The sequence below is a fragment of the Rhodovulum imhoffii genome, from assembly GCF_003046545.1.
GTDB lineage: Bacteria > Pseudomonadota > Alphaproteobacteria > Rhodobacterales > Rhodobacteraceae > Rhodovulum > Rhodovulum imhoffii.
The window spans coordinates 27,043-52,363 of sequence record NZ_QAAA01000001.1 but is presented as its reverse complement, the minus strand read 5'-3'; the positions used below and the strand labels follow the sequence as shown (position 1 = coordinate 52,363).

The window sequence follows — 25,321 nt, the reverse complement described above, 5'->3', positions numbered from 1 at the left end:
ACCCAAAAGGGCCGGTTGCATGCAACCGGCCCTCTTCGTTTGATAGCCCCGTTCAGCGGCTCACAGTTGGGCAAGGACCTCGTCACTGGCTTCAAAATTGGTTGTGACACGCTGTACGTCGTCGTCATCCTCCAGCGCATCGACCAGCTTCATCAGCTTCTGCATGCCGTCCAGATCCAGTTCAGTCGTGGTGGAGGGCTTCCAGATCAACTTGGTCGACTCGCTTTCTCCCAACTCTTTCTCCAGCGCGATGGCGACCTCGTTCAGGTCCGTATCGGCACAGTAGACGACATGACCATCTTCCGAACTTTCCACATCTTCGGCCCCGGCCTCGATCGCGGCCATCATCACGGTGTCCACATCCCCTGCCGAAACAGGGTACGTCACCTCTCCCTTGCGCTCGAACATGAACCCGACGGAGCCGGTTTCCCCCAGATTGCCGCCGTTCTTGGTAAAGGTGGAGCGCACGTTCGACGCGGTGCGGTTGCGATTGTCGGTCATCGCCTCGACAATCACCGCAACACCGCCAGGGCCGTACCCTTCGTAGCGGATTTCCTCATAGGTATCGCCTTCTCCCCCCAAAGCCTTCTTGATCGCTCGCTCTATGTTGTCCTTGGGCATCGAGTTCGACTTTGCCTCTTTCACGGCCAGCCGCAGACGTGGATTCTTGTCCGGGTCCGGGTCGCCCATTTTCGCCGCGACGGTGATTTCCTTGGACAGCTTCGAGAACAGCTTGGACCGGGCCGCGTCCTGCCGGCCCTTGCGGTGCTGGATGTTCGCCCATTTGGAATGGCCTGCCATGGATACCCTTTCAGCCTGAATTCAAGATTGGGGTTCTATATGTCAGGCCCCCGGCTTGCTGCAAGCCCGGCCCTTTCTAGAGTGGCCAGAAGACTGGAATCAACGCTGAGGCCAACACCCCGACCGTAAGGTTCAACGGGATGCCGACCCGCAGGAAATCCGTGAACTTGTACCCGCCGGGGCCATAGACCATCATGTTGGTCTGGTATCCGATCGGCGTTGCAAAGCTGGCCGAGGCCGCGATCATCACCGCCACAACCAGCGGGCGTGGATCCACCCCCAACGCCTGCGCCAGCCCTATGGCGATAGGAGTCACCACCACCGCCACCGCATTGTTGGAAACCAGTTCCGTCAGAACGGATGTCAGCAGATAGACTGCCCATACAATCAGGAAGGGCGGCAACATTTCCATCCCCGGCGCCACCGTATCCACGATCAATCTCACCGCGCCCGAGGACTCCAGTGCCGCCCCCACCGCCAGCATCGAAAAGATCAGCGCAAGAAGCCGCCCATCGACGAAGGAGAACGCCTCCTCTGCGTCGATGCACCGGGTCAGCAGCACCACAGCGACGGAGACCAGCGCCAACAGGAAGATAGGCGCAACCCCGAACGCGGCCAGCGCCACGATCCCCAACAGCGCGGCAATCGCCACCGGGGCATGCGCCCGGCGGTAGGCCCGCCCGGAAGGGTGTGAGATATCCACCAATTCCATGTCATTGGCCATGCGCTTGATATCGGCGGGGGCACCTTCCAGAAGCAGCGTATCCCCCACACGCACGACGAGGTCGTCGATTTTCTGGCGACCGATATTCTGGTTTCTCCTGTGCACCGCGATAACGTACACCCCGTAACGCCGCCGCAGCCGCATGGACCCCAAAGAGCGCCCGATCATGCGGCATCCCGGCGAAATCAGCACCTCGACGGTCGACGTTTCCACCGCCGAAAGCTGATCTACCCGGCGCAGGCTTTTGTCGCGCTGAAGCGACAGCAACTCCGTCATCGCGGTACGCAGCACGACACGATCCCCAACCTGAAGGGTCACGCCCTTCAGGTTGTGGCGCAGGGAATTATCGCCCCGGATCACGTCGATCAGCCGCACACCTTCGCGTTTGAACAGTTGCACGCCCAGGACCTCACGCCCGATCAGGTTGCTGTCGGGGGGGATAACGGCCTCGGTAAAAAACTTCATCTTCGATTTGTCCGACAGCAGCGTGGCCATGCTGTCGCGCTCCGGCAACAGACGGGACGCAAAGAAACGAAGGTAGATCATGCCCCAGACAACCAGAATGGCCGCCAGTGGCGTGACCTCGAAAATACGAAACGGAGCCAGGCCCTGCGCCCGCGCGACACCGTCGACCAAAAGATTCGTGGAGGTTCCGATCAGCGTCAGCGTCCCCCCGAGAATGGCCGCGTAGGACAGCGGGATCAGCAGCTTGGAGGCGGACACCCCAAGGCTGCGTGCCAGTTGCACAAAAACCGGAATCATGACCACCACCACCGGGGTGTTCGACACCACGGCGGAGGCCAGCACCACGAAGCCCATCAACCCGACGATCGCCGCGGCCGGACGCGTGCGCGCGTTGTTTTCCGCCGCGCGGGTGAACCAGTCCAGCGCACCGGTGCGCACCAGCGCCCCCATGACGATGAACATCGCCGCGATGGTCCAGGGCGCGGGGTTTGAAAGCACCTCCAGCGCGCGTCCATAGGGCAGGATACCAAGCACCAGCATCAGCGTGGCCCCCGCGATGGCGATTACTTCGGCCGGGTATCGTTCACGGACGAAAAGGACGAACATAACCCCGACAACCGCGAGCGAGAGCAGCGCCGTGCCAGTCGGGGAAAGAAGCTGAGATACCATCCGGAAGCCTTCGGCAGACAAGCGGCCCCAGTTTTAGCGGCGGGACGCCTGCTTACAAGCGCCGAATGCACCCCTATGGCCCGGACGGCTCCAGCCGCCCCCCCTGGCGCACCATCGCCACGCGGTGCGCCTTGCCGGTTCGGTCATCGGTTTCGACATAAAGGCCCGAAAGTGTCGCCTCCCCCTCCGCAGGGGTAAAGCGCCCTTTGGACATGCCCGTCAGGAAGCGGTGCATCGGTTCGGCCTTGTCCATTCCGATGACGGAATTGTAATCCCCGCACATCCCGGCATCGGACAGAAACGCCGTGCCGGCCGGCAGAATCTGCGCATCCCCCGTGGGGACGTGGGTATGGGTGCCCACCACCGCAGAGGCCCGCCCGTCACAGAAATGTCCCGTGGCCATCTTCTCCGAGGTTGCCTCGCAATGCATGTCGACCAGAATCGCCTGCGCCAGCCCGCCCAGCGGATGCGCCTTCAGCACCTGATCCAGCGCGGAAAACGGATCGTCGAAAGGGCGCTTCATGAACACCTGCCCCAAAGCCTGCACCACAAGGATCTTCCGCCCGCCCCGCGCCTCGAACAGCCGCGCCCCTTTGCCCGGCGCCCCCCTGGCGTAGTTCAGCGGGCGCAGGATCCGGGGCTCTTTTTCAATGAACGACAGCATCTCCTTACGGTCGAACGCGTGGTCGCCCAAGGTCAGGCAATCGGCCCCCGCAGCCAGAAGATCCTTCCCGTGCTCCGGTGTCAGCCCGGCCCCCTGGGTGGCGTTTTCAGCATTGACGACAACGAAATCCAGCCCCCAGGCCTCCCGCAGCCTGGGCAGGTGCTCACCGATGGCGGCGCGCCCGGCGCGGCCCATCACGTCTCCGAGAAACAGGATCTTCATGGTCAAAGGGGTACGCCGCCCCCCGGCGAAGGGCAAGCCCTATGCGGGCGGATCGAAGCGTCGCGCACCGACCTCGGTCACGACCATATCAAGACGCCAGTCGGTGTCTTCACACGGCAGAATCCCGGCATATTCCTGGGCTGCATAGGCAAAGCCAAGTGCCAGAACCTGCCCCGCCGCGCTCAGTTGCGCGAGGGTACGGTCATAAAACCCGCCCCCATAGCCCAGACGGTTGCCCGTGGCATCGAAAGCGACCAGCGGAACCACCAGCACCTCGGGCGTCAGGAACTCGCCCTCCGCCGGGACAAGCGCCCCGAAGGGACCGTCGATCATCTTCGCTTCAGGCGTCCAGACACGGAAGATCAGCGGCAACCCCGCGCCCTGAATCACCGGCACCACCACCGGGCCAAGCCGCGCCATCTGCGTCAGCGCCGGGCGCGGATCGATCTCGGAGCGGATCGGCATGTAGCCGGACATGACCTTTCCCGCATGGGGGCGCAGGACATCCAGCAAATGCCCGTTCGCGGCAGCGTCCGGCCCCTGTTCATGGGCCTCCCGCCGCCGGGCAAGGACTTTCTTTCGGATACCCGCCTTTTGCACAGTCGGGTCACGTCGTTTCAGCAGGCTCATCGTGCCTCCCTAAAGCAGAATCGTCGCCGCAAGGCCAAGAAAAACAAAGAACCCGACCACATCGGTAACAGTCGTCACAAAGGTGCCGGAGGCCAGCGCAGGGTCCACCCCCAGCCTGTCCAAGGTGACCGGAATCAATATTCCCGCCAGCGCGGCGATGGCAAGATTGACGATCATCGCGATAGCAATCACCACCCCCAGATCCGGGGATCCGAACCAGACCAGGCTGACAGCCCCCATCACCAGCGCGAAAGCCGCACCGTTGATCAGACCCACCGCCAGTTCCCGCCGGACAACGCGCCAGACGTTGGAGCCGGTAAGGTCCTTCGTCGCCAGCGCCCGCACCGCAACGGTCAGGGACTGCGTCCCCGCATTCCCCCCCATGGAAGCGATAATCGGCATCAGCACCGCAAGCGCAACGATCTGGGCGATGGCGTCCTCGAACAGCGCGATCACCACCGAGGCAAGAATGGCCGTCACGAGATTCACGAACAGCCATGGAAAACGCTGGCGCGTCGTTTCGATCACCCGGTCCGACAGACTGCTTTCCCCCACGCCGGCGAGGCGCAGGATGTCTTCCTCGTGCTCTTCGTCAAGCACCGTCATCGCGTCGTCAATGGTGATGGCGCCGACAAGTCGCCCGTCATCGTCCACCACCGGCGCAGAGATCAGATGATACTGGTTGAAGGCGTAGGCAACCTCGGATTCAGGCTGGCTGACCGGAATCGTCCGGAAACTGTCCTCGAAGAGGGCCGTCAGTTTCACCGATCGTTTTGACGCCAGAAGCTTGCCCAGGGTCACATAGCCCACCGGGCGCAAACGCGGGTCCACCACGATGAGGTGATAGAACTGGTCGGGCAGGGTTTTCTTGTTGGCCCGGACATGATCGATGGCCTGCCCAACGGTCCAGTGCTCCGGGGCCATCACCACCTCACGCTGCATGAGGCGGCCGGCGGAAAATTCAGGATAGCTCAGCGCCTTTTCCACCGCGACCCGGTCGGGCACATCCAGAACATCCAGAATCGCCGCCTGCTGCGGCTCCTCTAGATCCTCGAGAAGATCCACGACATCGTCGGATTCCAGATCCCGTACGGCTTCGGCCAGAATGTCGGGCGGCAGGAATCCGATCACCTCCTCGCGCAGGCCTTCATCCAGTTCCGAAAGGACATCGCCGTCAAAGTGAGCGGGGCACAGCAGCAGAATCTCACGCCGGTGACCACTGTCGACCTGCTCCAGAAGGTCGGCAATGTCGGCCGCGTGGAGCGGGTCGAGCAGCGTTCCCAATCGCTGCGAATCTCCGGCCGCCACGGCCAGCCGGACGGCGGACACCGTACGGTTGTCGAGCGCGTAACCCTCGTCGCTCTCGATCGGATCCGTGGTGGTTTCGCTGGTGGTGTCGCTCATGCCCCGCCCCGGTGCTTTGGCGTCAGGATATAGAATGGCTCCGGCAAGAAACAGGGAAAGATGCCGCGGCGGTGGACTTAACCCGTCGCGTTCAGAAAGGCCAGCGCCCGGGCATGGATTTCGGTGTTCGCGGCCGCGATCACCTGGCCGCCATGATGGGCCGGGTTGCCCTGCCAGTCGGTGACGATTCCCCCCGCCGCGGTAACCACGGCAATCGGCGCGCAGATATCATAGGCATGCAGGCCGGCCTCCACAACGAGGTCGATTTGCCCCAGCGCCAGCAACGCGTAGGCATAGCAATCCATTCCATAGCGTGTCAGGCGGACATGAGACGACAGCGCCTGAAAGGCCTGCGCCTCCGCACGGGTGCCGATTTCCGGGAAAGTGGTATAAAGTACCGCCTCGTCCAGCGGGCGCGGAGCGCGGCAGTGCAGGGCACGGGTGCCACGGGGGCCGGTCATCTCCGCCCGGCCCAAACCGCCGCGGAACCGTTCCCCGATATAGGGCTGATCGATCACGCCGTATATTGGCCCCGTCTCGTTACACGCGGCGATCAGAACCCCCCAGGTCGGCGTACCGCTGAGATAGCCCCGCGTTCCATCGATCGGGTCCAGCACCCAGGTCAACCCGCTTCGCCCCGGAACCGGGCCGAACTCTTCGCCCAACACTCCGTCGTCTGGACGTTCGCTGGAAAGGATTTCCCGCATGGCGGCCTCAGCAGCCCGATCGGCGGCGGTAACGGGATCGAACCCATGGCCGGATTTGTTGTCCACGCCCAGCGCCTCGCTTCGGAAACAGCGCAACGTTTCCTGCCGTGCAGTTTCGGCAAGGGCATCGGCAACCCGGATCAGGCAATCATCGAAATCGGACATGGCGGCACCTTCGTCTGGGATGCCCGCGCGGGGCACCCCAAGGCGCTAACGCCGCCATGAGGCTGCGTCAAGCGGACGTCAAGCCACGTCGCTGAGAACGCGCGCCAGTTCGAACAGCCGGCGGCGTTGATTTTCCGGAATCGCGTAATAGGACCGGACCAGCTCAAGCGCCTCTTTATCGGCCAGGATGTCTTCGGGCATATCCCCAACCGATTGAGGCTGCGACTGACCGACCCCCTCGAAGAAGAAGCTGACCGGCACCTCCAGCGCATCAGCGATATCCCACATCCGGGAGGCGCTGACACGGTTCATTCCGGTTTCGTATTTCTGAATTTGCTGAAATTTGATTCCAACGCGCTCGGCCAGTTGCTGCTGGGTCATCCCCACCATCCACCGGCGGTGCCGAATGCGTTTTCCAACGTGAACATCTACAGGGTGCTTCATTTTTAATTCTCCCATCTCCCCCCATCACCAAGCAACATCCGTGCCAAAACCATTGGGGGTGAGATTAATTCGGTGCGGTTGATGCGCTTTGCACACATGCGCGCAACAAGGGTTAAGATGCCTCAAAAATCCTTCTAATACCAGACGCTCTCGCATTAATTGAAGAAGGGCGGCGGAATCCGTGCTTTTGCCGCACCATCTTTGCATTTCGCGACGATTTTTGCAACACAATTGCAGTATGCGCAACTCAGGGCTGAGACGGCCCGCCCGGCAGAATGACACAGAGGAGCCTACCACCTATGCGCGCTTTTCAAATCTCAACCTTCGGCGAATCTCCGGTATTGGCCGATGTGCCGCGCCCCCACCCCGGCAGGGACGAAGTGCTGGTCCGCATCGCAGCCTGCGGACTCAACTTCGCGGACCTCCTGACCATCAAGGGCGAGTATCAGGAAAAGCCCGCGTTGCCAGCGACCCTTGGCATGGAACTGGCCGGCACGGTCGACGCTCTGGGACCGGATGCTCCGCCTTCCCTTTTGGGCAAGCGGGTCGCGGTGTTTTCGGGGGGCGGCGGGCTGGCGGAATACGGCGCATTCCCGGCCTCCCGTTGTGTACCTTTGCCGGACAGCATGTCCTTTGCCGAGGCCGCGGGCTTTCAGGTTGCCTACGGGACGTCACATGTGGCCCTGGACCACAAGACGCGCCTGCAACCGGGGGAAACGCTGTTGGTTCTCGGGGCGGCAGGCGGTGTGGGGCTGACAGCGGTCGAGATCGGCAAGCTCATGGGCGCGCGGGTGATCGCCTGTGCCCGCGGCCCGCAAAAGCTGAGGGCCGCCGGGATCGCCGGTGCCGACCACCTGGTCGACAGCGAAACCGAAGACCTGCGCGAACAGGTCAAGGCCCTGGGCGGCGCCGATGTCGTCTACGACCCGGTCGGGGGGGCGCAATTCACCGCCGCGCTACGCGCCTGCAAGCCGGAAGCGCGGATTCTGATAATCGGCTTTGCTTCTGGCGACGTGCCGCGGATTCCCGCCAATCACCTGCTGGTCAAGAATGTTTCGGTCCAGGGGCTTTACTGGGGAGGCTACCTGCACTTCCGGCCCGATGTTCTGACCCGTAGCATGGGCCGCCTGTTCGGCTGGTATTCCGAGGGCAGGCTGCGCCCCCATATCAGCCACACCCTGCCGCTGTCGCGTGCGCAGGAGGCGCTGGATCTTCTGCGCGACCGGCGATCGACCGGAAAGGTCGTGGTCACGACAGATCAGGCGTAAGCTTGACGAATGAGTTCCGCCAGGGCCTCGACTCCGGGTCCGTCCGAAACTTCCGGAGTATAGAGATTGATCTGTGTCGTCGTCAGATCGGGGAGCGCACCACCGTGTTGGATACGTTCCACATACGGGGGTTCGGTCCCCTCGATCACCGTGTACACGGCGAGATCGGCACTGACGCTGGCCTCGATCGTACGGGTGGATTCGCTCTCCACGGCCATTTCCCAGGGAATCCCCGCCCGGTCCAGCGCCGCCTGAACCCGGTGGCGAAAAATGCAGTTGTGTTCATAAGCCAGCCTGAGCGGACGCGACTTCCACGCGCTGCCGCCGACCGCCCCCACCCAGACAAGCGGCAACTGGGTCAGCGTCTCCCCTCCGGGACCACGATCGTCCTCGGTGGTCAGGATGATGTCGGCCTCACCACGGGCGAATTGCTCTCTCAGGCGCGTCGTGAAGGAAGAAATCAGTTGCACCTTCACGCGGGGAAACCCAGCATTGAAAAGCTGCAAAACCTGCGGAATCGCCGGGTAGACGATATCGTGCGGCACGCCCAGAACGATCTCTCCCTCGTAATCCTCGTGCGTGAGGCGGGTAAAAACCTCATCGTTCAGGGCCAGCATCCGCCTGGCGTAGGCCAGCAATTGCTCCCCCGCTCCGGTCAGGGCAATCTGTCGAGCGGAGCGGTCCAGCAACTGCACACTCAGCCCTTCCTCCAGCCGCTTGATCTGCATCGAAACGGCCGATTGAGTCAGGCTCAGAAACCCCGCCGCGCGGGTCACCCCGCCGGTTTCGGCCACGGCCACGAAGGACCGCAGGGCGGTCAGATCAAGGTTACGCCTCACATCACGCCTCGTGATTCGAACTATAAAAATCATTCGTTTGAAGAATGATCTCCGGCCATCATATAGGCTGCATATCCCTGTGCCCAAGCCTGAAAGACACCTCATGCCCCATGTCATCGCCCATTCCCGCCCCCACACGGCCCCCGCAGGCCTGTCCCGGCTCGTACGGCATTTTTCCCTTGCCCTGACCGCCGCCCGCCAGCGCCGGCATCTGGCCCAGCTCGACGACGCCCTGTTGCGCGACATCGGCCTGACCCGCCAGGACGTCCAGCATGAACTTGAACGGCCGGTCTGGGATGTTCCCGCCAGCTGGCTGAAATGACGGCCACGCGCTTTTCCTGATCATGTGACTTGAAAACGGTCCCGCTCTTGCCGATATTTTGCGGCAATGGCGGGGCTTTTCGCATACCCGCCGGTTGGGACCATAATGGAGACAGTCAATGGCTGACTACAACACGATCCGCGCCGGTGCGGCTGGTGTCCGCACCGCGCAAATCGATGAGGGTCTGCGCACCCACATGAACAAGGTCTACGGCACCATGTCCGTAGGCATGCTGATCACCGCGCTGGCGGCCTGGGCGATTTCCGGCCTCGCCGTCTCGCCCGAAGGCACGCTGACCGGGCTTGGCCAGGCGATCTACGCCTCGCCCCTGAAATGGCTGATCATGTTCGCCCCCCTGATCATGGTGTTCGCCTTCGGGGCCGTGATCAACCGCCTGTCGGCAGCGGCAGCGCAAATCTACTTTTACGGTTTCGCCACGCTGATGGGGCTGTCGCTCAGTTCGATCTTCCTCGTCTTTACGGGAATGTCGATCGTGCAGACCTTCCTGATCACCGCCATCGCTTTCGCCGGTCTGTCGCTGTGGGGCTATACCACCAAGAAAGACATCTCCGGCTGGGGCAGCTTCCTGATCATGGGTGTGATCGGGCTTCTGGTCGCCTCGATCGTGAATATCTTTCTCGGCTCGCCGGCAATCGCCTTTGCGGTCTCCATCCTCGGCGTTCTGATCTTCGCCGGCCTGACCGCCTACGATACCCAGCGGATCAAGACCGACTATATCCAGCACGCACAGGCGATGGACAGCGAGTGGCTGGCCAAGTCCGCCATCATGGGCGCGCTGAACCTCTATCTCGACTTCATCAACCTGTTCATGTTCCTGTTGCAATTCCTCGGCAACCGCGAGTGACCGGGCAAGCATGACGCATGTGGGGGCCAGCAAACGCTGGCCCTTTTCATGTCCGCGGCTCAGCGTGGTCCCGCTGCCGTCCAGTGAACATACCCGGAATGTCTCTCCCCCCGGCGCAAGTCGTCCAGCCCGTCCGCGATCTGATCCAGCTCTTCGTCTGTACAAACCCCTCGCAGCGGGCCATTCATGCGCCCCCCTTCAACCCAGCGCGGTATCTGTTGCGGCGTATCGAGCCCGACGAACGGGCGCCCGTTCACGGCCGCATAATAGGAAACCGCACCGGGAAAAAAGCGCGTCTCCCGGTTCCAGTTGCAGGTCACAAGGGTCTCCGCCGGTGTAAGCTGCCCGGCGACCCTGGTCAGTTCGGAAATCTGCGTCTGCAAACGGGGGTCTTGCGCAATCTCCAGCTCTGTGGCGCTGCGGATCGGCCCGCCCCCCGCCGCGACAACCGCGACAATACCCAGCGCCCCGACCCAACGTACCCGGAACAGCGACATCGCCACCGCTGCAAGCGCCGCCGCAAGAAGCGGTACGAAAATGAGCGAATAGCGCGGGTAAACGCTCCCCGATGCCAACCCCATGGCCACCACGTAAATGGCGAACACCATCGCCAGCGGCAGGAACTCCGGCCGTCGCAGCCGCCAGGGCATCCACATCAACGCCACAATCGCCAGCACGCGAAAGACCGGCTCCCCCACGATGATGAGATTCCACAAATCCCCGCCCGTGCGCGGGTCCTTGAACGGACGCACCGGCACGAAACGCTCGGCCATCTGCCCGCCATAAAGATCCTCCAGGGCTTCGCCGCCATACAGGATTGTCTGGTACAACGGCCACGCCAGGACGGCGATGGCCGCCAGGCGCAGCCCCCGAAGAAAATGGGGGCTTTCCTTCAGCTTCGCATAGCTGAACCCGTGCCGCGCCCGTGTCAGGTTGAGCAACCAGATCAGGATCAGGACGAACACCAGCCCCACCGGCGCCTTCTGCAAGGCCCCAAGCCCGGCCGCCACCGCCATGGCGTACCAACATCGTGGCCTGCGCAAGGCCAACATCGCCGCGATCAACGTCAGGATCGTGAACAGGGTAGCCCCGGCATCCAGCATCGCCGAAGCCGACAGCCGCCAGAACTGCAAGGAACTCGCACACAACAAGACCGCCGCCGGAACCGCCCAGGGGACGTGCGGTACCAGGATCGCCGCAAGCCATCCCGCCGTTACCAGCGCCCCCAACGCGAAAATCATGGATGGCAGGCGCAGCGCCACCTCAAGGTCGGCCCCATGCTTCATCAGTAGCGCCGTCATCCAGTATTGCAGGGGCGGTTTGCGGAATCCCGGCTGGTTCTTGTTGTAGACGGTCAGCCAATCATCATGGCGCTCAAACCCGGCGGAACGGTCAAGCGTGTAAAATTCGTCATACATCGTGATCCCGCCCTCGGGGATCAGCGTCAGATGCAGCCCCCAGAAGACAAGGATCATCGCTCCGGCCACGGCATAGGCGACCGCCCTGCCAGACACCACGTCACCCCCTTGTTGGCCCCCTTGTTGCGGCGGCGGGGCAAAAACACGCCCGGCCCGGTTCTGAAACCACGAAAGCATAGATCTCCCCCAATATGAAACGGGTCGCCCCCGACAGGGTGCAGCGTAACACCCGGCAGCCAAAGAAAAAGACCGCACCCTGAGGTACGGCCTTCCCCTAAAGCGACGCAAGATCAGATTACTTGATCTTGCCTTCCTTGTAATCCACATGCTTGCGGACCACGGGATCGTATTTCTTGATCACCATCTTCTCGGTCATGGTGCGGGCGTTTTTCTTGGTCACGTAGAAGTGGCCGGTGCCCGCGGTCGAATTCAGGCGGATCTTGATTGTCGTCGGTTTCGCCATGTTTTTTCTCCGTCGCGCGGACGGCCGGTGCCGCCCGTGAAAACCCTTGAAACCCGCGTTTTAGCGATCCGGCGGGGCGAGTCAAGCGCGAAACGCGAACCAGGCTCAGGCGCTGCCGGAAAGGCCCATCGCGGCATGAATGCGCTCACGCGCTTCGGGCGAAAGGCCCAGGGCCGCCGCGAGCGTATCCAGATACTGCGCTTCGGCGACATTGTCCACCCGCACCGCCATGACGGAGGTCGCGTATACCTGCGCCGCCATCTGCTCACCCGCATCGGCCGCCAGGGCGTACGGATCCACGGGGGCAGCCATCTGCTGCTGCACGAAAGCGCGCTCTTCCTCTGAAACGTCACCAAGATGTTGCATGATATTGGCCTGCTCTTCCGCGTCGATCTCCCCATCGGCGCGGGCGGCCATGATCATGGCGCGGATCATCAGCTTGGCGTTGTCTTCCATGGTTGACGTCGCCGCCGTCGTCCCGGTAAGCGCATCGAACAAGCCGGCCACCTGGCCCGAACCCGCCGCCGCCGCGCCGCCCATGGCCGCCATCAGCCCTCCAAGCCCCGCCATGCCTGCCGCCCCGGCATTCGAGGCCGGGCCACCAAGCTGCCCCATCAGGCCCTGAAGGCCGCCGGCGCCGCCGGAGACGCCCATCTTCGACATCATGCCACCCAACTGGTCCATCATGCCGCCGGATTGCATGGCTTGCTTCATCCCCGCCATACCCCCCATCTGCTGAAATTTCTGTACGCCCTTGGTCGCGGCAAAACCGACGGCAAGCGTCGCAAGCGTCTTGACAAAACTCATGGTCTTTCTCCCGGAAACCCTTCACAGCCCTCTGCTGGGAGCAATGTTAACTATTTTCAACCGTGGCTGCGAGAAAGAATCGCGCGGGCAGCCTGTAAGCCGGATTCTGTCCGGGGGCGACCCCCTGGATGACCATTCATCTGGGCGGCACGTTGCCGTACCGCTCATGCTGCCAACCCGGGCCCCTGGGCCGAAGCCGCCCTGCGGACGCGCCGCGCGGGGCCCCTATTTGGCATTGCTCCCGGTGGGGCTTGCCGTGCCGCCCCTGTTGCCAGGGGCGCGGTGGGCTCTTACCCCACCGTTTCACCCTTACCCCTTGCGGGGCGGTCTGTTCTCTGTGGCGCTTTCCCTCGGGTTTCCCCGGCCGGGCGTTACCCGGCACCGTTGCCTCGTGGAGTCCGGACTTTCCTCGGGAAGTTCCCGCGGTCATCCAGCCACCCGCGCCCGGGTGACTTAAGCACAGGCGATCACGCGGTCAACGGGAAAGCGCGTCGCCAGGTCCTGCATCATCCCCATGTCGCGCGCATCACCCCCGCCCAGCGCCCAGGGACGAAACCGCAACCGGAAAGCACGCAGCAAGTCCGGCAGGGGCCAATCGCCATATCCGAACCGCCGGGCGGCATCCCGGAAAACGATCCCGTCGAACTGCGCCGGCCCTGCGTCGGGCCAGATGGCCAGCCCTTGCCGCGCCAGCCGCGCCCAGTCAAATCTTGGGCCGGGGTCTATCTTGCGCAAGGGGGCAATGTCGGAATGCGCAAGCACCCCTTCGGGCGGGATGGCCCAGCGCGCCATGAGATCCGCCAGGAGAAGCTCCAGCGCCGTCATCTGGGCCGCCGCGAAGGGCGCATTGCCGGGATTGTCCAGTTCAATCCCGATAGAGCTGGAGTTCACGTCGTCAAGCGGGCCCCATTGCCCCGCCCCGGCATGCCAGGCGCGGGCCTCTTCCGCAACCAGCCGGTAAACGCACCCGTCAGCGCCGACAAGATAATGGCAGGACACTTCCGCCGCCGGATCGCAAAGCCGACCCAGCGCCGCCTGAACGCCCACCATGGCCGTGTAGTGAAGAACGATCAACCGGGGCCGCGCGCACGCCCTTCTCGGCCCGAAATTGGGCGACGGGAAGTTCCGCGGGTTCAGTTGGCCACCAGCCGGAAGGGCGCGGGATTCCACTCGCAGGCAAATCCATCGCCATCCGGATCAAGGTTCTTGCTGTCACGCTGTGGCCCCCCTGCGGCAAGGAACGCCTCCTGCGCCTTGTCGGCCGAGGCGAACCTCGCGCAGGCCCGCTCATGCGACAGGTTGCGCAACGGATTCACACGGCGATAGACCTGCTCCCCCGGCTTGTTGGTGGTGTCAAGCGCATAGCTCACGATGTTCGGGCCCGTCGGCACGGACATGCGCCCCGGAAGCGGCTGCGGCGCGATCGCAACATACTGGCTTTGCTGCGCCTCGAGACGCGCACGATCGCTTTCGATGGATTCACGGCTGGCGACGGCCTCGAAGTTCTGCTCATCGGAAAGGTCCGTCGGGGTCGACGTGGGAACGCCCCCGGCGGCCGAAAGCGGCTGCCCCGCACTGGGCTGGGTCGTACCGGTCAACTGGTCCTCCCGGGCCTTCAGATAACTGTGATAATCCGAATAGCCCGCCCCGGCCTGCGGACCTGAAGCACAGGCCCCGAGGGCCAGCACAAGGATCGGGACTGCGATACGCATAGGGTTCATCCTGCCTGTATTCATTGGCGGGAATCTACCACCATTTTCCAGGCTTGGAAACAAAGCCGGCGGCACGTTCCAAAACGTCGGCGGTGTTCAGCAAGGCCCCCTCTTCCCAAGGGCGGCCGATCAGTTGCAGACCCAGCGGCAGACCCCGATCGTCCTGACCGGCGGGGACGGAAATACCCGGCAAGCCCGCCAGGTTCACGGTGACCGTGAATACATCGTTAAGATACATCTGCACCGGATCGGCCTCGGCCATCTCTCCCAGTCCGAAAGCGGCAGAGGGCGTCGCGGGGGTCAGGATCGCATCCACCCCCGTGGCAAAGACATCGTCGAAATCCTTCTTGATCAGCGCGCGCACCTTGCGGGCACGGTTGTAATACGCATCGTAGAAGCCGGCCGACAGCACATAGGTGCCGATCATCACCCGGCGCTGCACCTCGGGGCCGAACCCCTCGGCACGGGTCTTCTCATACATCTGCACGATACCGTCGCCCTGCGCCAGTTTCGCCCGGTGGCCATAGCGCACCCCGTCATAGCGCGCGAGATTCGAGGAGGCCTCCGCCGGGGCGATGACGTAATAGGCGGGCAGCGCGTATTTCGTGTGCGGCAGGCTGATATCCACGATCTCCGCCCCGGCGTCACGCAGCATCTCGGCGCCCCGTGCCCACAGGGTCTCGATTTCTCCCGGCATACCGTCCATGCGGTATTCGCGCGGGATACCGATTTTGCTGCCGCGGATGTCGCCGGTCAGCATCGCCTCGAAGTCCGGCACGGGGATCTCCGCGCTGGTGGAATCCTTTGGATCGTATCCAGCCATGGCCTCCAGCATTATGGCGGCGTCGCGCACGGTCTTGGTCATCGGACCGGCCTGATCCAGGGACGAGGCGAACGCCACCACTCCCCAGCGCGAGCAACGCCCATAGGTCGGTTTCAGCCCGACGATGCCGGTAAATGCGGCAGGCTGGCGGATGGACCCGCCCGTGTCGGTCCCCGTGGCGGCAAGGCACAGATCCGCAGCCACGGCGGCCGATGAGCCCCCGGAACTGCCGCCGGGCGTCAGGGGTGTATCGTCGCCCGCGCGCCGCCAGGGGTTGACGACATTGCCATAGGCGCTGGTTTCGTTGGAACTGCCCATGGCGAATTCGTCCATGTTCAGCTTGCCCAGCATCACGGCACCCGCGTCCCACAGGTTTTGCGTAACCGTGGATTCGTATTCGGGCCGGAACCCCGACAGGATGTTCGAGGCCGCCTGGCTGCCCACGCTCTTGGTGCAGAAGAGATCCTTGATCCCCAGCGGGATGCCGCACATGGCAGGCGCATCGCCCCTGGCCAGACGTGCATCGGCGGCTTTGGCCTGCTCCCGCGCCTGTTCGGGCGTGTCGTGAACGAAAGCGTTCAGCGCCTTCGCATCCCCGGCTTCCTTCAGGCAGGCTTCGGTCAGGTCCGTCGCGGTCATGTCCCCCTTGCGCAGGGCGTCGCGGGCGGCGGCAATCGTCAGCTTGGAAAGGGTCATGTCTTACTCCACCACCTTGGGCACGGCAAAGAACCCCTCACGCGCATCGGGGGCGTTGGAAAGGATCTTCACCTGCATGTCGCCATCGGTGACACCGTCGGCCCGCCGCTTGAGCCGCATCGGCGTGACCGAGGTCATCGGTTCGACGCCCTCCACATCAACCTCGTTCAGCTGTTCCATGAAGCTCAGGATGCCCGAAAGCTCTTTGGCCAGATCGGGCAGATCCTCTTCTTTGACGGCGATCCGGGCCAGGTGGGCCACGCGCCGCGCGGTATCGGTGTCGATGGACATGGGGCGCCTTTCACTCTGTGTCTTGCTTGCCCCCGCGTTTAGCCTTGCGCGACGCCCCCTGCAAGGCGGATGCACATGTCGCAGCCGGGCGCGAAAGCGGCGGCGACGGAATGCCCCTTGCATCCCGGTCGGGCGACTCTCCATAACGCCCCCGCCGCGTGCGGCATATTTCAAACCGAAGGCAAGGCCGGCTTCATGTGTTCCAACAGCTTCGTTCTCACCCTCACCTGTGACGACCAGCGCGGCATCGTGGCCGCCGTGGCCAATGCGCTGACCGCCCTTGGCGGCAACATCCAGGAAAGCGACCAGTATCGCGACCCGCTGAACAACCGTTTTTTCATGCGCATCGCCTTCGACACCGAAGACACCGCCACCGCCGGGGCGCTGAAAGACCGGCTTGGCCCGGTTTTCACCGCCTATGGCATGCAGGCACAGGTGGTCGATGCCTGCCGCAAGCCGAAGATCATTCTGATGGTGTCGAAATTCGACCACGCACTGCTGCACTTGCTCTATCAGATCCGCGTGGGCTGGCTGGAGGCCGAAGTTGTGGCCATCGCCTCCAACCACGAAACCAGCCGCAAAACGGCGGAAGACGCGGGCATCCCCTTTCATCACCTGCCGGTGACCAGGGACACGAAAGTCCGGCAGGAGGCGGAGTTGCTGCGCCTCGTGGGGCAAACGCAGGCCGAGCTGGTCGTGCTGGCGCGCTACATGCAGGTGCTGTCGGACAGGCTCTCGCGTGAGTTGGCGGGGCGAGTCATCAACATCCACCACTCTTTCCTGCCCTCGTTCAAAGGGGCCAAACCTTACCACCAGGCCCATGAACGCGGCGTCAAGCTGATCGGGGCGACAGCGCATTACGTCACCCCGGATCTCGACGAAGGCCCGATCATCGAACAGGAGACCGAGCGGGTCAACCACGCCCTGACCGCCGAGGACTATGTGGCCGTCGGGCGCGACATCGAAAGCCGCGTTCTGGCCCGCGCCGTGCGGCTGCACCTGCAAAGCCGCGTGCTGATGAACGATCACAAAACCGTGGTGTTCATGCCCGGTTAGCGCGCAGATAGACCTCTGTCATCCAGCCCAGCATCAGGGCGTTGAGAAGGTGCCACAGGAAATGCGTGCCCAGCGGCCAGCCCGCGCAAAGGGGCGCGTCCAGGGTGCGGAAGGTCAGCGACAGCCCCAGAATCCCCGCCCCCACGGCCAGTCCGCGCGCCACCTGCGGTGCACGGTGGCGCAGGGCCAGCGCATAGGCAAGGATCAGCACCGCCACCGGCGCGTAAGAGGCCGAGGCGCCAAGCCCCAGCGCCCGGAAAACCGGCGAAACCAGCGCCAGAAACGGAAGAAACGCTGCCATGCCCAACACCGCGCGGCCCCGCCCCAGGCCCCAGAACCTCCGGTTCGCGGCATAGATGTAAAGCAGGATGAACGCGAGGATGGGCACAACATCCGCCACCCCGGCCCAGACCGTGGCAAGGGTATGAAACAGGAAACTTCCCACCCCGATCATCCCCAGCGCAACGGCCAGCGCCCGGCCCGGCAGATCGCCCCCGGCACGTCGCCACATTATCAGGGCGGCGACAAGAAAAGCCGCGTTGGTGACAGCATTCACCGGTTCGGCCCAGAAGGCGGGGCCGGTACGTTCGCAATAGGCATCGACCTGCGCGCTCCAGTCCATGGGCCGGCCTCCGATTCTTTGCTAAGCTTCGTCTGAAACCACTTAGGGAGACAAAAATGAAAATCACATGGCTTGGACATTCGGGGTTTCGCATCGAGGCCGCCGGGCAGGTGCTGCTGATCGACCCATGGCTGTCGGGCAATCCCATGTTCCCCGAAGACCGTCGCGCCGAGGCTGTCTCCGGTGCGACCCATGTGCTTCTCACCCACGGTCACGGAGACCACGCCGCCGACGCCGTCGCCATCGCGCGGGAAGTGGGCATCCCCGTGGTCGGCATCTACGATCTGGTCGCCTGGTGGCAGGAAAGCGAAAAAATAGACGGAATCGGCTTCAACAAGGGCGGCACGGTCAGGTTGGGCGATATCGCGGTCACGATGGTGAACGCGGTGCACTCGTCTTCCGTCTCCGGACCTGCGGGACCGGTCTATACCGGGGGCGAGGCCGGCTACATGATCTCTGCCGAGGGGCGTACCGTTTATGTCTCCGGCGATACGGACGTGACCGCCGACATGAAAATCTGGGCCGACCTGCATCGGCCGGACATCGGCATTCTGTGCGCCGGCGGGCATTTCACCATGGACATGGCCCGCGCCGCCTATGCCGCGCGGGAGTTCTTCGACTTCACGACCGTTATCCCCTGCCATTACCGCACCTTTCCGTTGCTGGAACAGTCGGCGCGGGCACTGGTGGACGGCCTGCCCGGGGTCAACGTGCAGGAGCCCGAGGTTCTGACCCCGATGGAGTTCTAACGCCGGCCGGCGAAGAACGCTTTCAGCAGCCCCGCAGCCGCATCGGCGGCAATACCGTCATAGATCTCGGGGGCATGGTGGCTTTGCGGGTGGGAAAACACCCGCGGCCCTTGTGCAACCCCCCCCGATTTCGGGTCCGGTGCGCCATAGTAAAGGCGCGCGATCCGGGCCTGAGAGATGGCCGAGGCACACATCGGACAAGGTTCAAGCGTGACGTAAAGGTCATGGCCCGGCAGGCGTTCCGATCCGGCCGCCGCACAAGCTGCACGCAGGGCAAGAATCTCTGCATGCGCCGTCGGGTCGTTCATCTCCCGCGTGCGGTTGCCTGCCCGCGCCACCACACTCCCGTCGGGTGCGACCACCACCGCCCCAACGGGAACCTCGCCCCGCGCAGCGGCGGCGCGGGCTTCCGACAGGGCCAGATCCATATGGCTGCGAAAGGGGCTCATGCTTTCGTCATGCCGCGCCCGCGCGCCCTGCGCAAGGCGCTTTTCCCCTGCGCGAAACCCGCGTAAACGGAGGCCATGAGCAATTCTGTTTCGCAAGGCGAGCGCATCGCCAAGGTTCTTGCCCGTGCGGGTGTGGCCTCCCGCAGGGAGGCCGAGCGGATGATCGCGGCCGGACGCATCGCCGTGAACGGCCGCAAGATCGACAGCCCGGCCCTGAACGTGACCGGAACCGACAAGATCACCGTCGACGGCGCGCCCCTTGCCGCAGCCGAACCGCCACGCCTTTGGCTGTATCACAAACCTCTGGGGCTGGTGACGACCGCACGCGATGAAAAGGGCCGGCCCACTGTCTTTGACGCCTTGCCGGCGGGCATGCCCCGCGTGATGCCCGTAGGCCGGCTGGATCTGAACTCCGAGGGGCTTTTGCTGTTGACCAACGACGGCGAAATCAAACGCCGGCTGGAATTGCCTGCAACGGGCTGGCTGCGCAAGTACCGTGTACGTGTAAAAGGCACCCCCGATGCCGATACCTTCGCCCCGCTGCGCGCGGGCCTCGTGATCGGGGGCGAAAAATTCAAACCCATGGACGTGACACTGGACCGGCAACAGGGCGCGAACGCATGGCTGACCGTGGGGATCCGCGAGGGACGCAACCGTGAAATTCGACGGGCGATGGACGCCGTGGGCCTGCCGGTGAACAGGCTGCTGCGTGTCAGCTATGGCCCCTTCCGTCTGGGCGATCTCAAGCCCGGCGCGGTCGAGGAGGTCCGCCCCCGCGTTCTGCGCGACCAGCTCGGCCTGGACAAGGCGTTCAAACCGCAGGGCAAGCCGCGTCCGAAGCGCAGGCGCTGACTTGCCCAAACGGGCGATACATGGCTATCTGCAATTGAATATTAGAATTTGGAGAATTCCAATGGCAGAAATTCTGACGCTGGAAAACCTCGGCAACCTGGTGATGCTGTGTTTTCTTCAGGCCGTTCTGGGCTTTGATAACCTGCTGTATATCAGCATCGAAAGCCAGCGTGCCCCGGTGGCGCAGCAACGCGCGGTAAGATTTTGGGGCATCATCATCGCGGTGGCCCTGCGAATTGTGCTGCTGTTCGTGATGGTGCGACTGATCGAAAGCCTCGCCACACCCTTCTACGTGTTCAACTGGCCCGGCATTCTGGAAGGTGGCGTCAACTTTGCCACGATCGTGTTCGTCTTTGGCGGCGTGTTTATCATGTACACAGCGGTCAAGGAAATCGCCCATATGCTGTCGATGGACCATCTGGGCGAGGGCCTTGAGGCGAAATCCGGCAAGTCGGCGGTTCAGGTGATTGCCCTGATCGTGACGATGAACCTGATCTTTTCGTTCGACTCGGTGCTGTCGGCCATCGCGATCACCAATGTCTTTCCGGTTCTCGCCACAGCGATCATGCTGTCGGGGCTGGCGATGTTGCTTCTGGCGGACGGAGTCACCGAATTCCTGAAGAAAAACCGCATGTACGAGGTACTGGGCCTTTTCATCCTGTTGATCGTGGGTGTCGTTCTTCTGGGCGAAGCCGGCCCCGCCGCAGCCCATGCGATGCATGACGACAGCCTCCAGATCCGGATCTTCGGGTATCCTCTGCTGCCAATGTCGAAAACCACGTTCTACTTCGCCGTGGTGGTTCTGTTCGCGGTGGAGGCGTTGCAAACGGGGTACTCACGCAAGCTGCAAGCCCAACGCGCGGCCCGGCAAAAGCACCGGGCCTGAGCGTCGAGAAGCTTTAAAGAGAGCGTTTAAAACCGTATATAGGGCAAAGTACGGTCAAAAGGGGCACAGATGTCCGAAAGCGGCCTTCAAAAACTGGCTTTTCTGGTACTTCTGGCACTGGTGATGTATGTCGCCATTTCGGGAGGGCGGTAATGGCGCAAAGGTTCGGCGGCAAATACAGCCCCACCCAGGCCCCCAAGGGGGCAGGGCCCCGGAACGTGTTTCATGGCAAGCGGCGAAGCCGCGTGGGTGCGCGCGCGAATTTTCTGTTCATGGCCGCGCTGCCGCTGTTGCCCCGCGCCTTCAATTCCGACCCCGTCGGACTTGCGCTATCGCTTTTGGCTTTCGGGGCGCTGGTCCTGTCGGCCTGGCTGACGCGTGAAGGCCTGAAGGCCGAAGAAGCCTGGGCCGCCCGTAAGGTCGCCCGCCGCCCGGCCTTTCCGCGCAAGATTTTCGGTGCGGTCTTGATGGGGCTGGGCCTGTTCCTGGCTGGTTTCACACCTGGCGGCAGCCTGATTGAATCGCTGATCTACGGCGGGTTTGGCACCGGACTGCACCTTCTGGCCTTCGGGCTCGATCCGATGAAGGACAAGGGTATGGAGGGCATCGACGCCTTCCAGCAGGATCGCGTGGCCCGCGCCGTGGACGAGGCGGAGCGTCATCTGGCGGACATGCTCTCCGCCATTCGCCGCGCCGGGGACCGGGCGCTGGAACTGCGGGTCGAACAGTTCCAGACCACCGCGCGCGAGATGTTTCGCACCATCGAGGAAGACCCGCGCGACCTGACCGGTGCACGCAAGTATCTTGGCGTCTACCTGTTAGGCGCGCGCGATGCCGCCATCAAATTCGCCGATTTTTATTCCCGCACCCGCGACGCCAGGGCACGGGCCGATTTCGAAAATTTGCTCAACGACCTCGAAGAAAACTTTGCCGCCAGAACCCGCGAGATGTTGCTGGATGACCGAACGGATCTGGATGTTGAAATTGAAGTGCTGCGCGACAGGCTGCAGCGCGAAGGGGTCCATGCCTGACCCCGTTTTTAGGGAGACCTGAGGACCATGGCTGAAACTGTTCGAGAAAAGGCCGCGCAGGACCTGGCCGAGGTGGAAAAAGTGACCGCCGTGCTGCTGCCTGAACCCGCCGCCGACATCGTGGTTCTGGAAACCGCCGACGCCCCCGTGGCCGACGGTATCCGCAAACGCATGGCAGAGATCGACATGGCCGACAGCAACTCGATCATCGGGTTCGGGTCGCGCGCGCAGGCGGAGTTGCAGGAAATCTCGCAGGCGATGCTCAGCGACGTGCGCAACAAGGATGTCGGCCCGGCAGGCGACTCCCTGCGTCAGATGGTGACGACAATCCGCGGGTTCTCCGTCAGCGAACTGGACGTGCGCCGGGAACGCAGCTGGTGGGAACGCCTGCTGGGCCGCACCGCCCCCTTCGCCAAGTTCGTGGCACGGTTCGAAACGGTCCAGGGTCAAATCGACTCCATCACCAATGAGTTGCTGACCCATGAGCATACGCTGCTCAAGGACATCAAGTCACTCGACAAGCTGTATGAAAAAACACTCGATTTCTACGATGAGCTGGCGCTTTACATTGCGGCCGGCGAAGAAAAACTGAAGGATCTCGACACGAAGATCATTCCGGCCAAAGAAGCCGAAGTCCAGGCTGCCAGCGAGAACGATCAGGTCATCAAGGCGCAGGAACTGCGCGATCTGCGCGCCGCGCGCGACGACCTGGAACGCCGGGTGCACGACCTGAAGCTGACCCGGCAGGTGACAATGCAGTCCCTGCCTTCGATCCGGCTGGTGCAGGAAAACGACAAGTCGCTGGTCACCAAGATCAACTCGACACTGGTGAACACCGTACCGCTTTGGGAAACCCAGCTGGCGCAGGCGGTCACGATCCAGCGTTCGCGCGAAGCGGCAGAGGCCGTGCGCGGCGCATCGGACCTGACCAACGAATTGCTGACGGCCAATGCCAGGAATCTGCGCGAAGCCAACAAGGTCGTGCGTGAGGAAATGGAACGCGGCGTCTTCGACATCGAGGCCATCAAGACCGCGAATGCCGAACTGATCGCCACCATCGAAGAAAGCCTCCAGATCGCGGATGAGGGCAAGAGCCGCCGCGCCAGCGCCGAGGAAGAGCTCAAGAAGATGGAAGCCGAACTGCGCAACACGCTGGCCGCCGCGAAATCGCGCGCTCAAGCCGGCGGTGCCGTACCGGGCGCATAACACATGCGAAGCGCCCGGCGTCTTATCGTACTGGGGCTGGTCCTGCCAGCCCTGGCTGCCTGTTCGGTCGCTCCGTTGCCTGACCCCCCCGCGCCGCGTCCGCTCCCGCGCCCGGAGGAGACACCCGCCCCCGAACCCTCCGCCGAGAGCGAGGAGATTCGCCGATACTTCGCCACGATCGAGAAAGACCTGAAATCGCGCGGCCTGCTGCGCACCGACAACGGACAGACGGACGCGCCGTTCTCATCCCGCAATCTCGTCGAGAATTTCCTCCGCATCGCGCTTTACGATGAATACACCACAGCGGCGGGAGCGCTGGTCGCGCGGGAGACCGAAAGCCGCCTGCGCCGCTGGGAGACCCCGATCCGCATGGGGCTGATCTTCGGCCCCTCGGTCCCCGAAGCGCAGCAGCGCACCGACCGCGCCAGCGTGGCCGCCTATGCCCGGCGGCTCGCACGTTTGACGGGGTTGTCGATCTCCCTGACCTCGCCGGCCGCCGCCAACTACCATATCCTTGTTCTGAACGAAGACGAACGCAGGCACTCGGCCGGGATTCTGAACCGTATCCTGCCCGGGATCGACCCGACAGCGGTCCGAACGATCCAGTTGATGCCCCGGTCGACGCTTTGCCTTGTCTTTTCGTTCTCGCGCGGGCGCGACAGCGTATATTCCGACGCCATTGCCGTGATCCGGGGGGAGCACCCGCCCACATTGCGGCTTTCATGCTATCATGAAGAACTGGCCCAGGGGCTTGGCCTGGCCAATGACAGTCCGGCCGCACGGCCTTCGATCTTCAATGACGATGAGGAATTCGCGCTCCTGACCCGTCACGATGAGTTGCTGCTGCAAATCCTTTATGACCGACGGCTGCGCCCGGGCATGACCGAAGACCAGGCCCGCCCGATCGTGGAAACCATCGTCGCCGAACTTTTGGGCGGCGAAAGCTGATACAAACCAGGGAACCTGACCATGGGCATATTCGACTTCCTGTCCGGCGAATTCATCGACGTCATCCACTGGGTGGACGATACGCGCGATACGATCGTCTGGCGCTTCGAGCGCGAAGGCCATGAAATCAAGTACGGCGCAAAGCTGACAGTGCGCGAAGGGCAGGCTGCCGTCTTCGTACATGAAGGCCAGCTGGCCGATGTGTTTACCCCCGGCCTTTATATGCTGGAAACCAACAACATGCCGGTACTGACCACCCTCCAGCACTGGGATCACGGCTTCCGTTCGCCGTTCAAGTCCGAGATCTACTTTGTCAACACGGCGCGCTTCAACGACCTCAAATGGGGCACCAAGAACCCCGTCATCCTGCGCGACCCGGAGTTCGGCCCCACACGCCTGCGGGCCTATGGCACCTACTCGATCCGGGTGACGGACCCGGCGCGCTTCCTTGTGGAAATCGTTGGGACCGACGGCGAGTTCACGATGGACGAAATCAGTTTCCAGGTCCGCAACATCATCGTGCAGGAATTCTCCCGTGTTATTGCGGGATCGGGGATTCCGGTTCTGGACATGGCGGCCAACACCTCCGATCTCGGTCGCCTTGTGGCGACAAAAATCTCGGGCACGCTGGACGGCTATGGCCTGACAATCCCGGAACTCTACATCGAAAACATCAGCCTGCCGCCCGCCGTCGAGGCGGCGCTGGACAAACGAACCTCCATGGGGCTGGTGGGGGATCTGGGCCGCTTCACACAATATTCCGCCGCCGAAGCAATGAGCGCCGCCGCCGAAAACCCAGCGGGCGGGGGGATGGCCGCAGGGCTTGGCGCGGGCATGGGCATGGCGATGGCACAGATGGGGCCCTGGGGGACCCTGCCACAGGCCGTCAGCGCAGCGCCCCCACCGCCGCCGCCGGCAGAGCATGTATGGCATATAACGGAAAACGGGCAGACCAGCGGCCCCTTTTCCCGCGCGGATATGGGCCGCATGGTCTCTGAAGGGCGCCTGAAGCGTGACACCTGGGTATGGACGCCCGGTCAGGATGGCTGGAAACGGGCCGAAGACATCACGGAACTGGCCCTGCTCTTTACCGTCGCCCCGCCGCCACCGCCCGAAGTCTGAC

General features: G+C 63.2%; 28 protein-coding genes and 1 other RNA gene. 11 read left to right on the top strand and 18 right to left on the bottom strand.

Annotation, left to right across the window (positions count from 1 at the left end):
* Nucleotides 1–60 precede the first annotated feature (60 nt).
* From C8N32_RS00270 to C8N32_RS00240, 7 genes are all read right to left on the bottom strand, one after another.
* Nucleotides 61–801 carry a YebC/PmpR family DNA-binding transcriptional regulator gene (locus tag C8N32_RS00270; protein ID WP_107890469.1) on the bottom strand — a complete coding sequence of 247 codons (741 nt, stop codon included), beginning with the start codon at nucleotides 799–801 and terminating at the stop codon, nucleotides 61–63.
* 76 nt (nucleotides 802–877) lie between these two features.
* A complete protein-coding gene (locus C8N32_RS00265; RefSeq protein ID WP_107890468.1) occupies nucleotides 878–2,659 on the bottom strand; it encodes an SLC13 family permease in 1,782 nt (593 codons plus the stop codon).
* Nucleotides 2,660–2,732: 73 nt separating this feature from the next.
* Nucleotides 2,733–3,545, bottom strand: a complete 813-nt coding sequence (locus C8N32_RS00260) for a TIGR00282 family metallophosphoesterase (RefSeq protein WP_107890755.1) — start codon at nucleotides 3,543–3,545, stop codon at nucleotides 2,733–2,735.
* A gap of 39 nt (nucleotides 3,546–3,584) precedes the next feature.
* Nucleotides 3,585–4,175 (bottom strand): 5-formyltetrahydrofolate cyclo-ligase, encoded by a 591-nt coding sequence (locus tag C8N32_RS00255; protein ID WP_107890467.1) that lies wholly within the window; start codon nucleotides 4,173–4,175, stop codon nucleotides 3,585–3,587.
* A 9-nt stretch (nucleotides 4,176–4,184) separates the two neighbouring features.
* Nucleotides 4,185–5,579: a magnesium transporter gene (gene mgtE, locus C8N32_RS00250; protein ID WP_107890466.1), complete on the bottom strand. Its 1,395-nt coding sequence runs from the start codon at nucleotides 5,577–5,579 to the stop codon at nucleotides 4,185–4,187.
* Between the two features lie 77 nt (nucleotides 5,580–5,656).
* Nucleotides 5,657–6,451 carry an inositol monophosphatase family protein gene (locus C8N32_RS00245; protein WP_107890465.1) on the bottom strand — a complete coding sequence of 265 codons (795 nt, stop codon included), beginning with the start codon at nucleotides 6,449–6,451 and terminating at the stop codon, nucleotides 5,657–5,659.
* 78 nt (nucleotides 6,452–6,529) lie between these two features.
* Nucleotides 6,530–6,895: a helix-turn-helix domain-containing protein gene (locus C8N32_RS00240; protein WP_107890464.1), complete on the bottom strand. Its 366-nt coding sequence runs from the start codon at nucleotides 6,893–6,895 to the stop codon at nucleotides 6,530–6,532.
* A 299-nt stretch (nucleotides 6,896–7,194) separates the two neighbouring features.
* On the opposite strand from C8N32_RS00240, the gene C8N32_RS00235 reads away from it, so the two are divergent.
* Nucleotides 7,195–8,163 carry an NADPH:quinone oxidoreductase family protein gene (locus tag C8N32_RS00235; RefSeq protein WP_107890463.1) on the top strand — a complete coding sequence of 323 codons (969 nt, stop codon included), beginning with the start codon at nucleotides 7,195–7,197 and terminating at the stop codon, nucleotides 8,161–8,163.
* Here the strand turns inward: C8N32_RS00235 and C8N32_RS00230 are convergent.
* Nucleotides 8,154–9,002, bottom strand: coding sequence for a LysR family transcriptional regulator (locus C8N32_RS00230; protein ID WP_107890754.1), 849 nt, complete (start codon nucleotides 9,000–9,002; stop codon nucleotides 8,154–8,156). The two genes, C8N32_RS00235 and C8N32_RS00230, sit on opposite strands and share 10 nt — an antisense overlap.
* A gap of 103 nt (nucleotides 9,003–9,105) precedes the next feature.
* Between C8N32_RS00230 and C8N32_RS00225 the strand changes: the two genes are divergently transcribed.
* Both C8N32_RS00225 and C8N32_RS00220 read left to right on the top strand, forming a co-directional pair.
* The gene (locus C8N32_RS00225; RefSeq protein ID WP_107890462.1) at nucleotides 9,106–9,324 is read left to right on the top strand and encodes a DUF1127 domain-containing protein; all 219 of its coding nucleotides are present in this window, start codon (nucleotides 9,106–9,108) and stop codon (nucleotides 9,322–9,324) included.
* Between the two features lie 118 nt (nucleotides 9,325–9,442).
* Nucleotides 9,443–10,189, top strand: coding sequence for a Bax inhibitor-1/YccA family protein (locus C8N32_RS00220; protein ID WP_107890461.1), 747 nt, complete (start codon nucleotides 9,443–9,445; stop codon nucleotides 10,187–10,189).
* Nucleotides 10,190–10,248: 59 nt separating this feature from the next.
* Here C8N32_RS00220 and C8N32_RS00215 read toward each other — a convergent pair whose 3' ends face one another.
* The 8 genes from C8N32_RS00215 to gatC form a co-directional block, all read right to left on the bottom strand.
* The gene (locus tag C8N32_RS00215; RefSeq protein WP_170106696.1) at nucleotides 10,249–11,703 is read right to left on the bottom strand and encodes an ArnT family glycosyltransferase; all 1,455 of its coding nucleotides are present in this window, start codon (nucleotides 11,701–11,703) and stop codon (nucleotides 10,249–10,251) included.
* Between the two features lie 199 nt (nucleotides 11,704–11,902).
* Nucleotides 11,903–12,070 (bottom strand): 50S ribosomal protein L33, encoded by a 168-nt coding sequence (gene rpmG, locus C8N32_RS00210; protein ID WP_107890459.1) that lies wholly within the window; start codon nucleotides 12,068–12,070, stop codon nucleotides 11,903–11,905.
* Between the two features lie 105 nt (nucleotides 12,071–12,175).
* On the bottom strand, nucleotides 12,176–12,877 hold the full coding sequence (locus C8N32_RS00205; RefSeq protein ID WP_107890458.1) for a DUF533 domain-containing protein: 702 nt from the start codon (nucleotides 12,875–12,877) through the stop codon (nucleotides 12,176–12,178).
* 79 nt (nucleotides 12,878–12,956) lie between these two features.
* An RNA gene (gene rnpB / locus C8N32_RS00200) (RNase P RNA component class A) lies at nucleotides 12,957–13,319 on the bottom strand.
* An 11-nt stretch (nucleotides 13,320–13,330) separates the two neighbouring features.
* A complete protein-coding gene (locus C8N32_RS00195; protein WP_107890752.1) occupies nucleotides 13,331–14,014 on the bottom strand; it encodes an N-acetylmuramoyl-L-alanine amidase in 684 nt (227 codons plus the stop codon).
* Complete coding sequence (locus tag C8N32_RS00190; RefSeq protein ID WP_107890753.1) at nucleotides 14,011–14,589, bottom strand: excalibur calcium-binding domain-containing protein; 579 nt, start codon at nucleotides 14,587–14,589, stop codon at nucleotides 14,011–14,013. Before C8N32_RS00190 ends, C8N32_RS00195 begins: the two co-directional genes overlap by 4 nt.
* A 34-nt stretch (nucleotides 14,590–14,623) precedes the next feature.
* On the bottom strand, nucleotides 14,624–16,108 hold the full coding sequence (gene gatA, locus C8N32_RS00185) for an Asp-tRNA(Asn)/Glu-tRNA(Gln) amidotransferase subunit GatA (protein ID WP_107890457.1): 1,485 nt from the start codon (nucleotides 16,106–16,108) through the stop codon (nucleotides 14,624–14,626).
* A 3-nt stretch (nucleotides 16,109–16,111) separates the two neighbouring features.
* Nucleotides 16,112–16,399 (bottom strand): Asp-tRNA(Asn)/Glu-tRNA(Gln) amidotransferase subunit GatC, encoded by a 288-nt coding sequence (gene gatC / locus C8N32_RS00180; RefSeq protein WP_107890456.1) that lies wholly within the window; start codon nucleotides 16,397–16,399, stop codon nucleotides 16,112–16,114.
* Nucleotides 16,400–16,594: 195 nt separating this feature from the next.
* Here gatC and purU point away from each other — a divergent pair, with 195 nt between their 5' ends.
* Nucleotides 16,595–17,455 carry a formyltetrahydrofolate deformylase gene (gene purU / locus C8N32_RS00175; RefSeq protein ID WP_107890751.1) on the top strand — a complete coding sequence of 287 codons (861 nt, stop codon included), beginning with the start codon at nucleotides 16,595–16,597 and terminating at the stop codon, nucleotides 17,453–17,455.
* Here the strand turns inward: purU and C8N32_RS00170 are convergent.
* Nucleotides 17,442–18,077, bottom strand: coding sequence for a ceramidase domain-containing protein (locus C8N32_RS00170; protein WP_107890455.1), 636 nt, complete (start codon nucleotides 18,075–18,077; stop codon nucleotides 17,442–17,444). The two genes, purU and C8N32_RS00170, sit on opposite strands and share 14 nt — an antisense overlap.
* 56 nt (nucleotides 18,078–18,133) lie before the next feature.
* Here C8N32_RS00170 and C8N32_RS00165 point away from each other — a divergent pair, with 56 nt between their 5' ends.
* The gene (locus tag C8N32_RS00165; RefSeq protein WP_107890454.1) at nucleotides 18,134–18,826 is read left to right on the top strand and encodes a metal-dependent hydrolase; all 693 of its coding nucleotides are present in this window, start codon (nucleotides 18,134–18,136) and stop codon (nucleotides 18,824–18,826) included.
* Here the strand turns inward: C8N32_RS00165 and C8N32_RS00160 are convergent.
* Entirely contained in the window at nucleotides 18,823–19,275 is a 453-nt protein-coding gene (locus C8N32_RS00160; RefSeq protein WP_107890453.1) for a nucleoside deaminase, read from the bottom strand. The genes C8N32_RS00165 and C8N32_RS00160 overlap by 4 nt on opposite strands.
* 75 nt (nucleotides 19,276–19,350) lie before the next feature.
* Between C8N32_RS00160 and C8N32_RS00155 the strand changes: the two genes are divergently transcribed.
* The 6 genes from C8N32_RS00155 (at nucleotide 19,351) to C8N32_RS00130 (ending at nucleotide 25,320) form a co-directional block, all read left to right on the top strand.
* Entirely contained in the window at nucleotides 19,351–20,127 is a 777-nt protein-coding gene (locus C8N32_RS00155; protein ID WP_107890452.1) for a pseudouridine synthase, read from the top strand.
* Nucleotides 20,128–20,188: 61 nt separating this feature from the next.
* On the top strand, nucleotides 20,189–21,013 hold the full coding sequence (locus C8N32_RS00150; RefSeq protein WP_107890451.1) for a TerC family protein: 825 nt from the start codon (nucleotides 20,189–20,191) through the stop codon (nucleotides 21,011–21,013).
* A gap of 152 nt (nucleotides 21,014–21,165) precedes the next feature.
* On the top strand, nucleotides 21,166–22,044 hold the full coding sequence (locus tag C8N32_RS00145) for a 5-bromo-4-chloroindolyl phosphate hydrolysis family protein (RefSeq protein ID WP_107890450.1): 879 nt from the start codon (nucleotides 21,166–21,168) through the stop codon (nucleotides 22,042–22,044).
* Nucleotides 22,045–22,071: 27 nt separating this feature from the next.
* The gene (locus C8N32_RS00140; protein ID WP_107890449.1) at nucleotides 22,072–23,250 is read left to right on the top strand and encodes a toxic anion resistance protein; all 1,179 of its coding nucleotides are present in this window, start codon (nucleotides 22,072–22,074) and stop codon (nucleotides 23,248–23,250) included.
* A gap of 3 nt (nucleotides 23,251–23,253) precedes the next feature.
* Nucleotides 23,254–24,198: a DUF2927 domain-containing protein gene (locus C8N32_RS00135; RefSeq protein WP_107890448.1), complete on the top strand. Its 945-nt coding sequence runs from the start codon at nucleotides 23,254–23,256 to the stop codon at nucleotides 24,196–24,198.
* A 21-nt stretch (nucleotides 24,199–24,219) separates the two neighbouring features.
* A complete protein-coding gene (locus tag C8N32_RS00130; protein ID WP_107890447.1) occupies nucleotides 24,220–25,320 on the top strand; it encodes an SPFH domain-containing protein in 1,101 nt (366 codons plus the stop codon).
* Nucleotide 25,321 lies beyond the last annotated feature (1 nt).

What these genes read in the sequence shown, in the direction of transcription:
- C8N32_RS00270 (WP_107890469.1), bottom strand. Translation starts at nt 801, where the DNA reads ATGGCAGGCCATTCCAAATGGGCGAACATCCAGCACCGCAAGGGCCGG.
- C8N32_RS00265 (WP_107890468.1), bottom strand. Translation starts at nt 2,659, where the DNA reads ATGGTATCTCAGCTTCTTTCCCCGACTGGCACGGCGCTGCTCTCGCTC.
- C8N32_RS00260 (WP_107890755.1), bottom strand. Translation starts at nt 3,545, where the DNA reads ATGAAGATCCTGTTTCTCGGAGACGTGATGGGCCGCGCCGGGCGCGCC.
- C8N32_RS00255 (WP_107890467.1), bottom strand. Translation starts at nt 4,175, where the DNA reads ATGAGCCTGCTGAAACGACGTGACCCGACTGTGCAAAAGGCGGGTATC.
- mgtE (WP_107890466.1), bottom strand. Translation starts at nt 5,579, where the DNA reads ATGAGCGACACCACCAGCGAAACCACCACGGATCCGATCGAGAGCGAC.
- C8N32_RS00245 (WP_107890465.1), bottom strand. Translation starts at nt 6,451, where the DNA reads ATGTCCGATTTCGATGATTGCCTGATCCGGGTTGCCGATGCCCTTGCC.
- C8N32_RS00240 (WP_107890464.1), bottom strand. Translation starts at nt 6,895, where the DNA reads ATGAAGCACCCTGTAGATGTTCACGTTGGAAAACGCATTCGGCACCGC.
- C8N32_RS00235 (WP_107890463.1), top strand. Translation starts at nt 7,195, where the DNA reads ATGCGCGCTTTTCAAATCTCAACCTTCGGCGAATCTCCGGTATTGGCC.
- C8N32_RS00225 (WP_107890462.1), top strand. Translation starts at nt 9,106, where the DNA reads ATGCCCCATGTCATCGCCCATTCCCGCCCCCACACGGCCCCCGCAGGC.
- C8N32_RS00220 (WP_107890461.1), top strand. Translation starts at nt 9,443, where the DNA reads ATGGCTGACTACAACACGATCCGCGCCGGTGCGGCTGGTGTCCGCACC.
- rpmG (WP_107890459.1), bottom strand. Translation starts at nt 12,070, where the DNA reads ATGGCGAAACCGACGACAATCAAGATCCGCCTGAATTCGACCGCGGGC.
- C8N32_RS00205 (WP_107890458.1), bottom strand. Translation starts at nt 12,877, where the DNA reads ATGAGTTTTGTCAAGACGCTTGCGACGCTTGCCGTCGGTTTTGCCGCG.
- C8N32_RS00190 (WP_107890753.1), bottom strand. Translation starts at nt 14,589, where the DNA reads ATGCGTATCGCAGTCCCGATCCTTGTGCTGGCCCTCGGGGCCTGTGCT.
- gatA (WP_107890457.1), bottom strand. Translation starts at nt 16,108, where the DNA reads ATGACCCTTTCCAAGCTGACGATTGCCGCCGCCCGCGACGCCCTGCGC.
- gatC (WP_107890456.1), bottom strand. Translation starts at nt 16,399, where the DNA reads ATGTCCATCGACACCGATACCGCGCGGCGCGTGGCCCACCTGGCCCGG.
- purU (WP_107890751.1), top strand. Translation starts at nt 16,595, where the DNA reads ATGTGTTCCAACAGCTTCGTTCTCACCCTCACCTGTGACGACCAGCGC.
- C8N32_RS00170 (WP_107890455.1), bottom strand. Translation starts at nt 18,077, where the DNA reads ATGGACTGGAGCGCGCAGGTCGATGCCTATTGCGAACGTACCGGCCCC.
- C8N32_RS00165 (WP_107890454.1), top strand. Translation starts at nt 18,134, where the DNA reads ATGAAAATCACATGGCTTGGACATTCGGGGTTTCGCATCGAGGCCGCC.
- C8N32_RS00160 (WP_107890453.1), bottom strand. Translation starts at nt 19,275, where the DNA reads ATGAGCCCCTTTCGCAGCCATATGGATCTGGCCCTGTCGGAAGCCCGC.
- C8N32_RS00155 (WP_107890452.1), top strand. Translation starts at nt 19,351, where the DNA reads ATGAGCAATTCTGTTTCGCAAGGCGAGCGCATCGCCAAGGTTCTTGCC.
- C8N32_RS00150 (WP_107890451.1), top strand. Translation starts at nt 20,189, where the DNA reads ATGGCAGAAATTCTGACGCTGGAAAACCTCGGCAACCTGGTGATGCTG.
- C8N32_RS00145 (WP_107890450.1), top strand. Translation starts at nt 21,166, where the DNA reads ATGGCGCAAAGGTTCGGCGGCAAATACAGCCCCACCCAGGCCCCCAAG.
- C8N32_RS00140 (WP_107890449.1), top strand. Translation starts at nt 22,072, where the DNA reads ATGGCTGAAACTGTTCGAGAAAAGGCCGCGCAGGACCTGGCCGAGGTG.
- C8N32_RS00135 (WP_107890448.1), top strand. Translation starts at nt 23,254, where the DNA reads ATGCGAAGCGCCCGGCGTCTTATCGTACTGGGGCTGGTCCTGCCAGCC.
- C8N32_RS00130 (WP_107890447.1), top strand. Translation starts at nt 24,220, where the DNA reads ATGGGCATATTCGACTTCCTGTCCGGCGAATTCATCGACGTCATCCAC.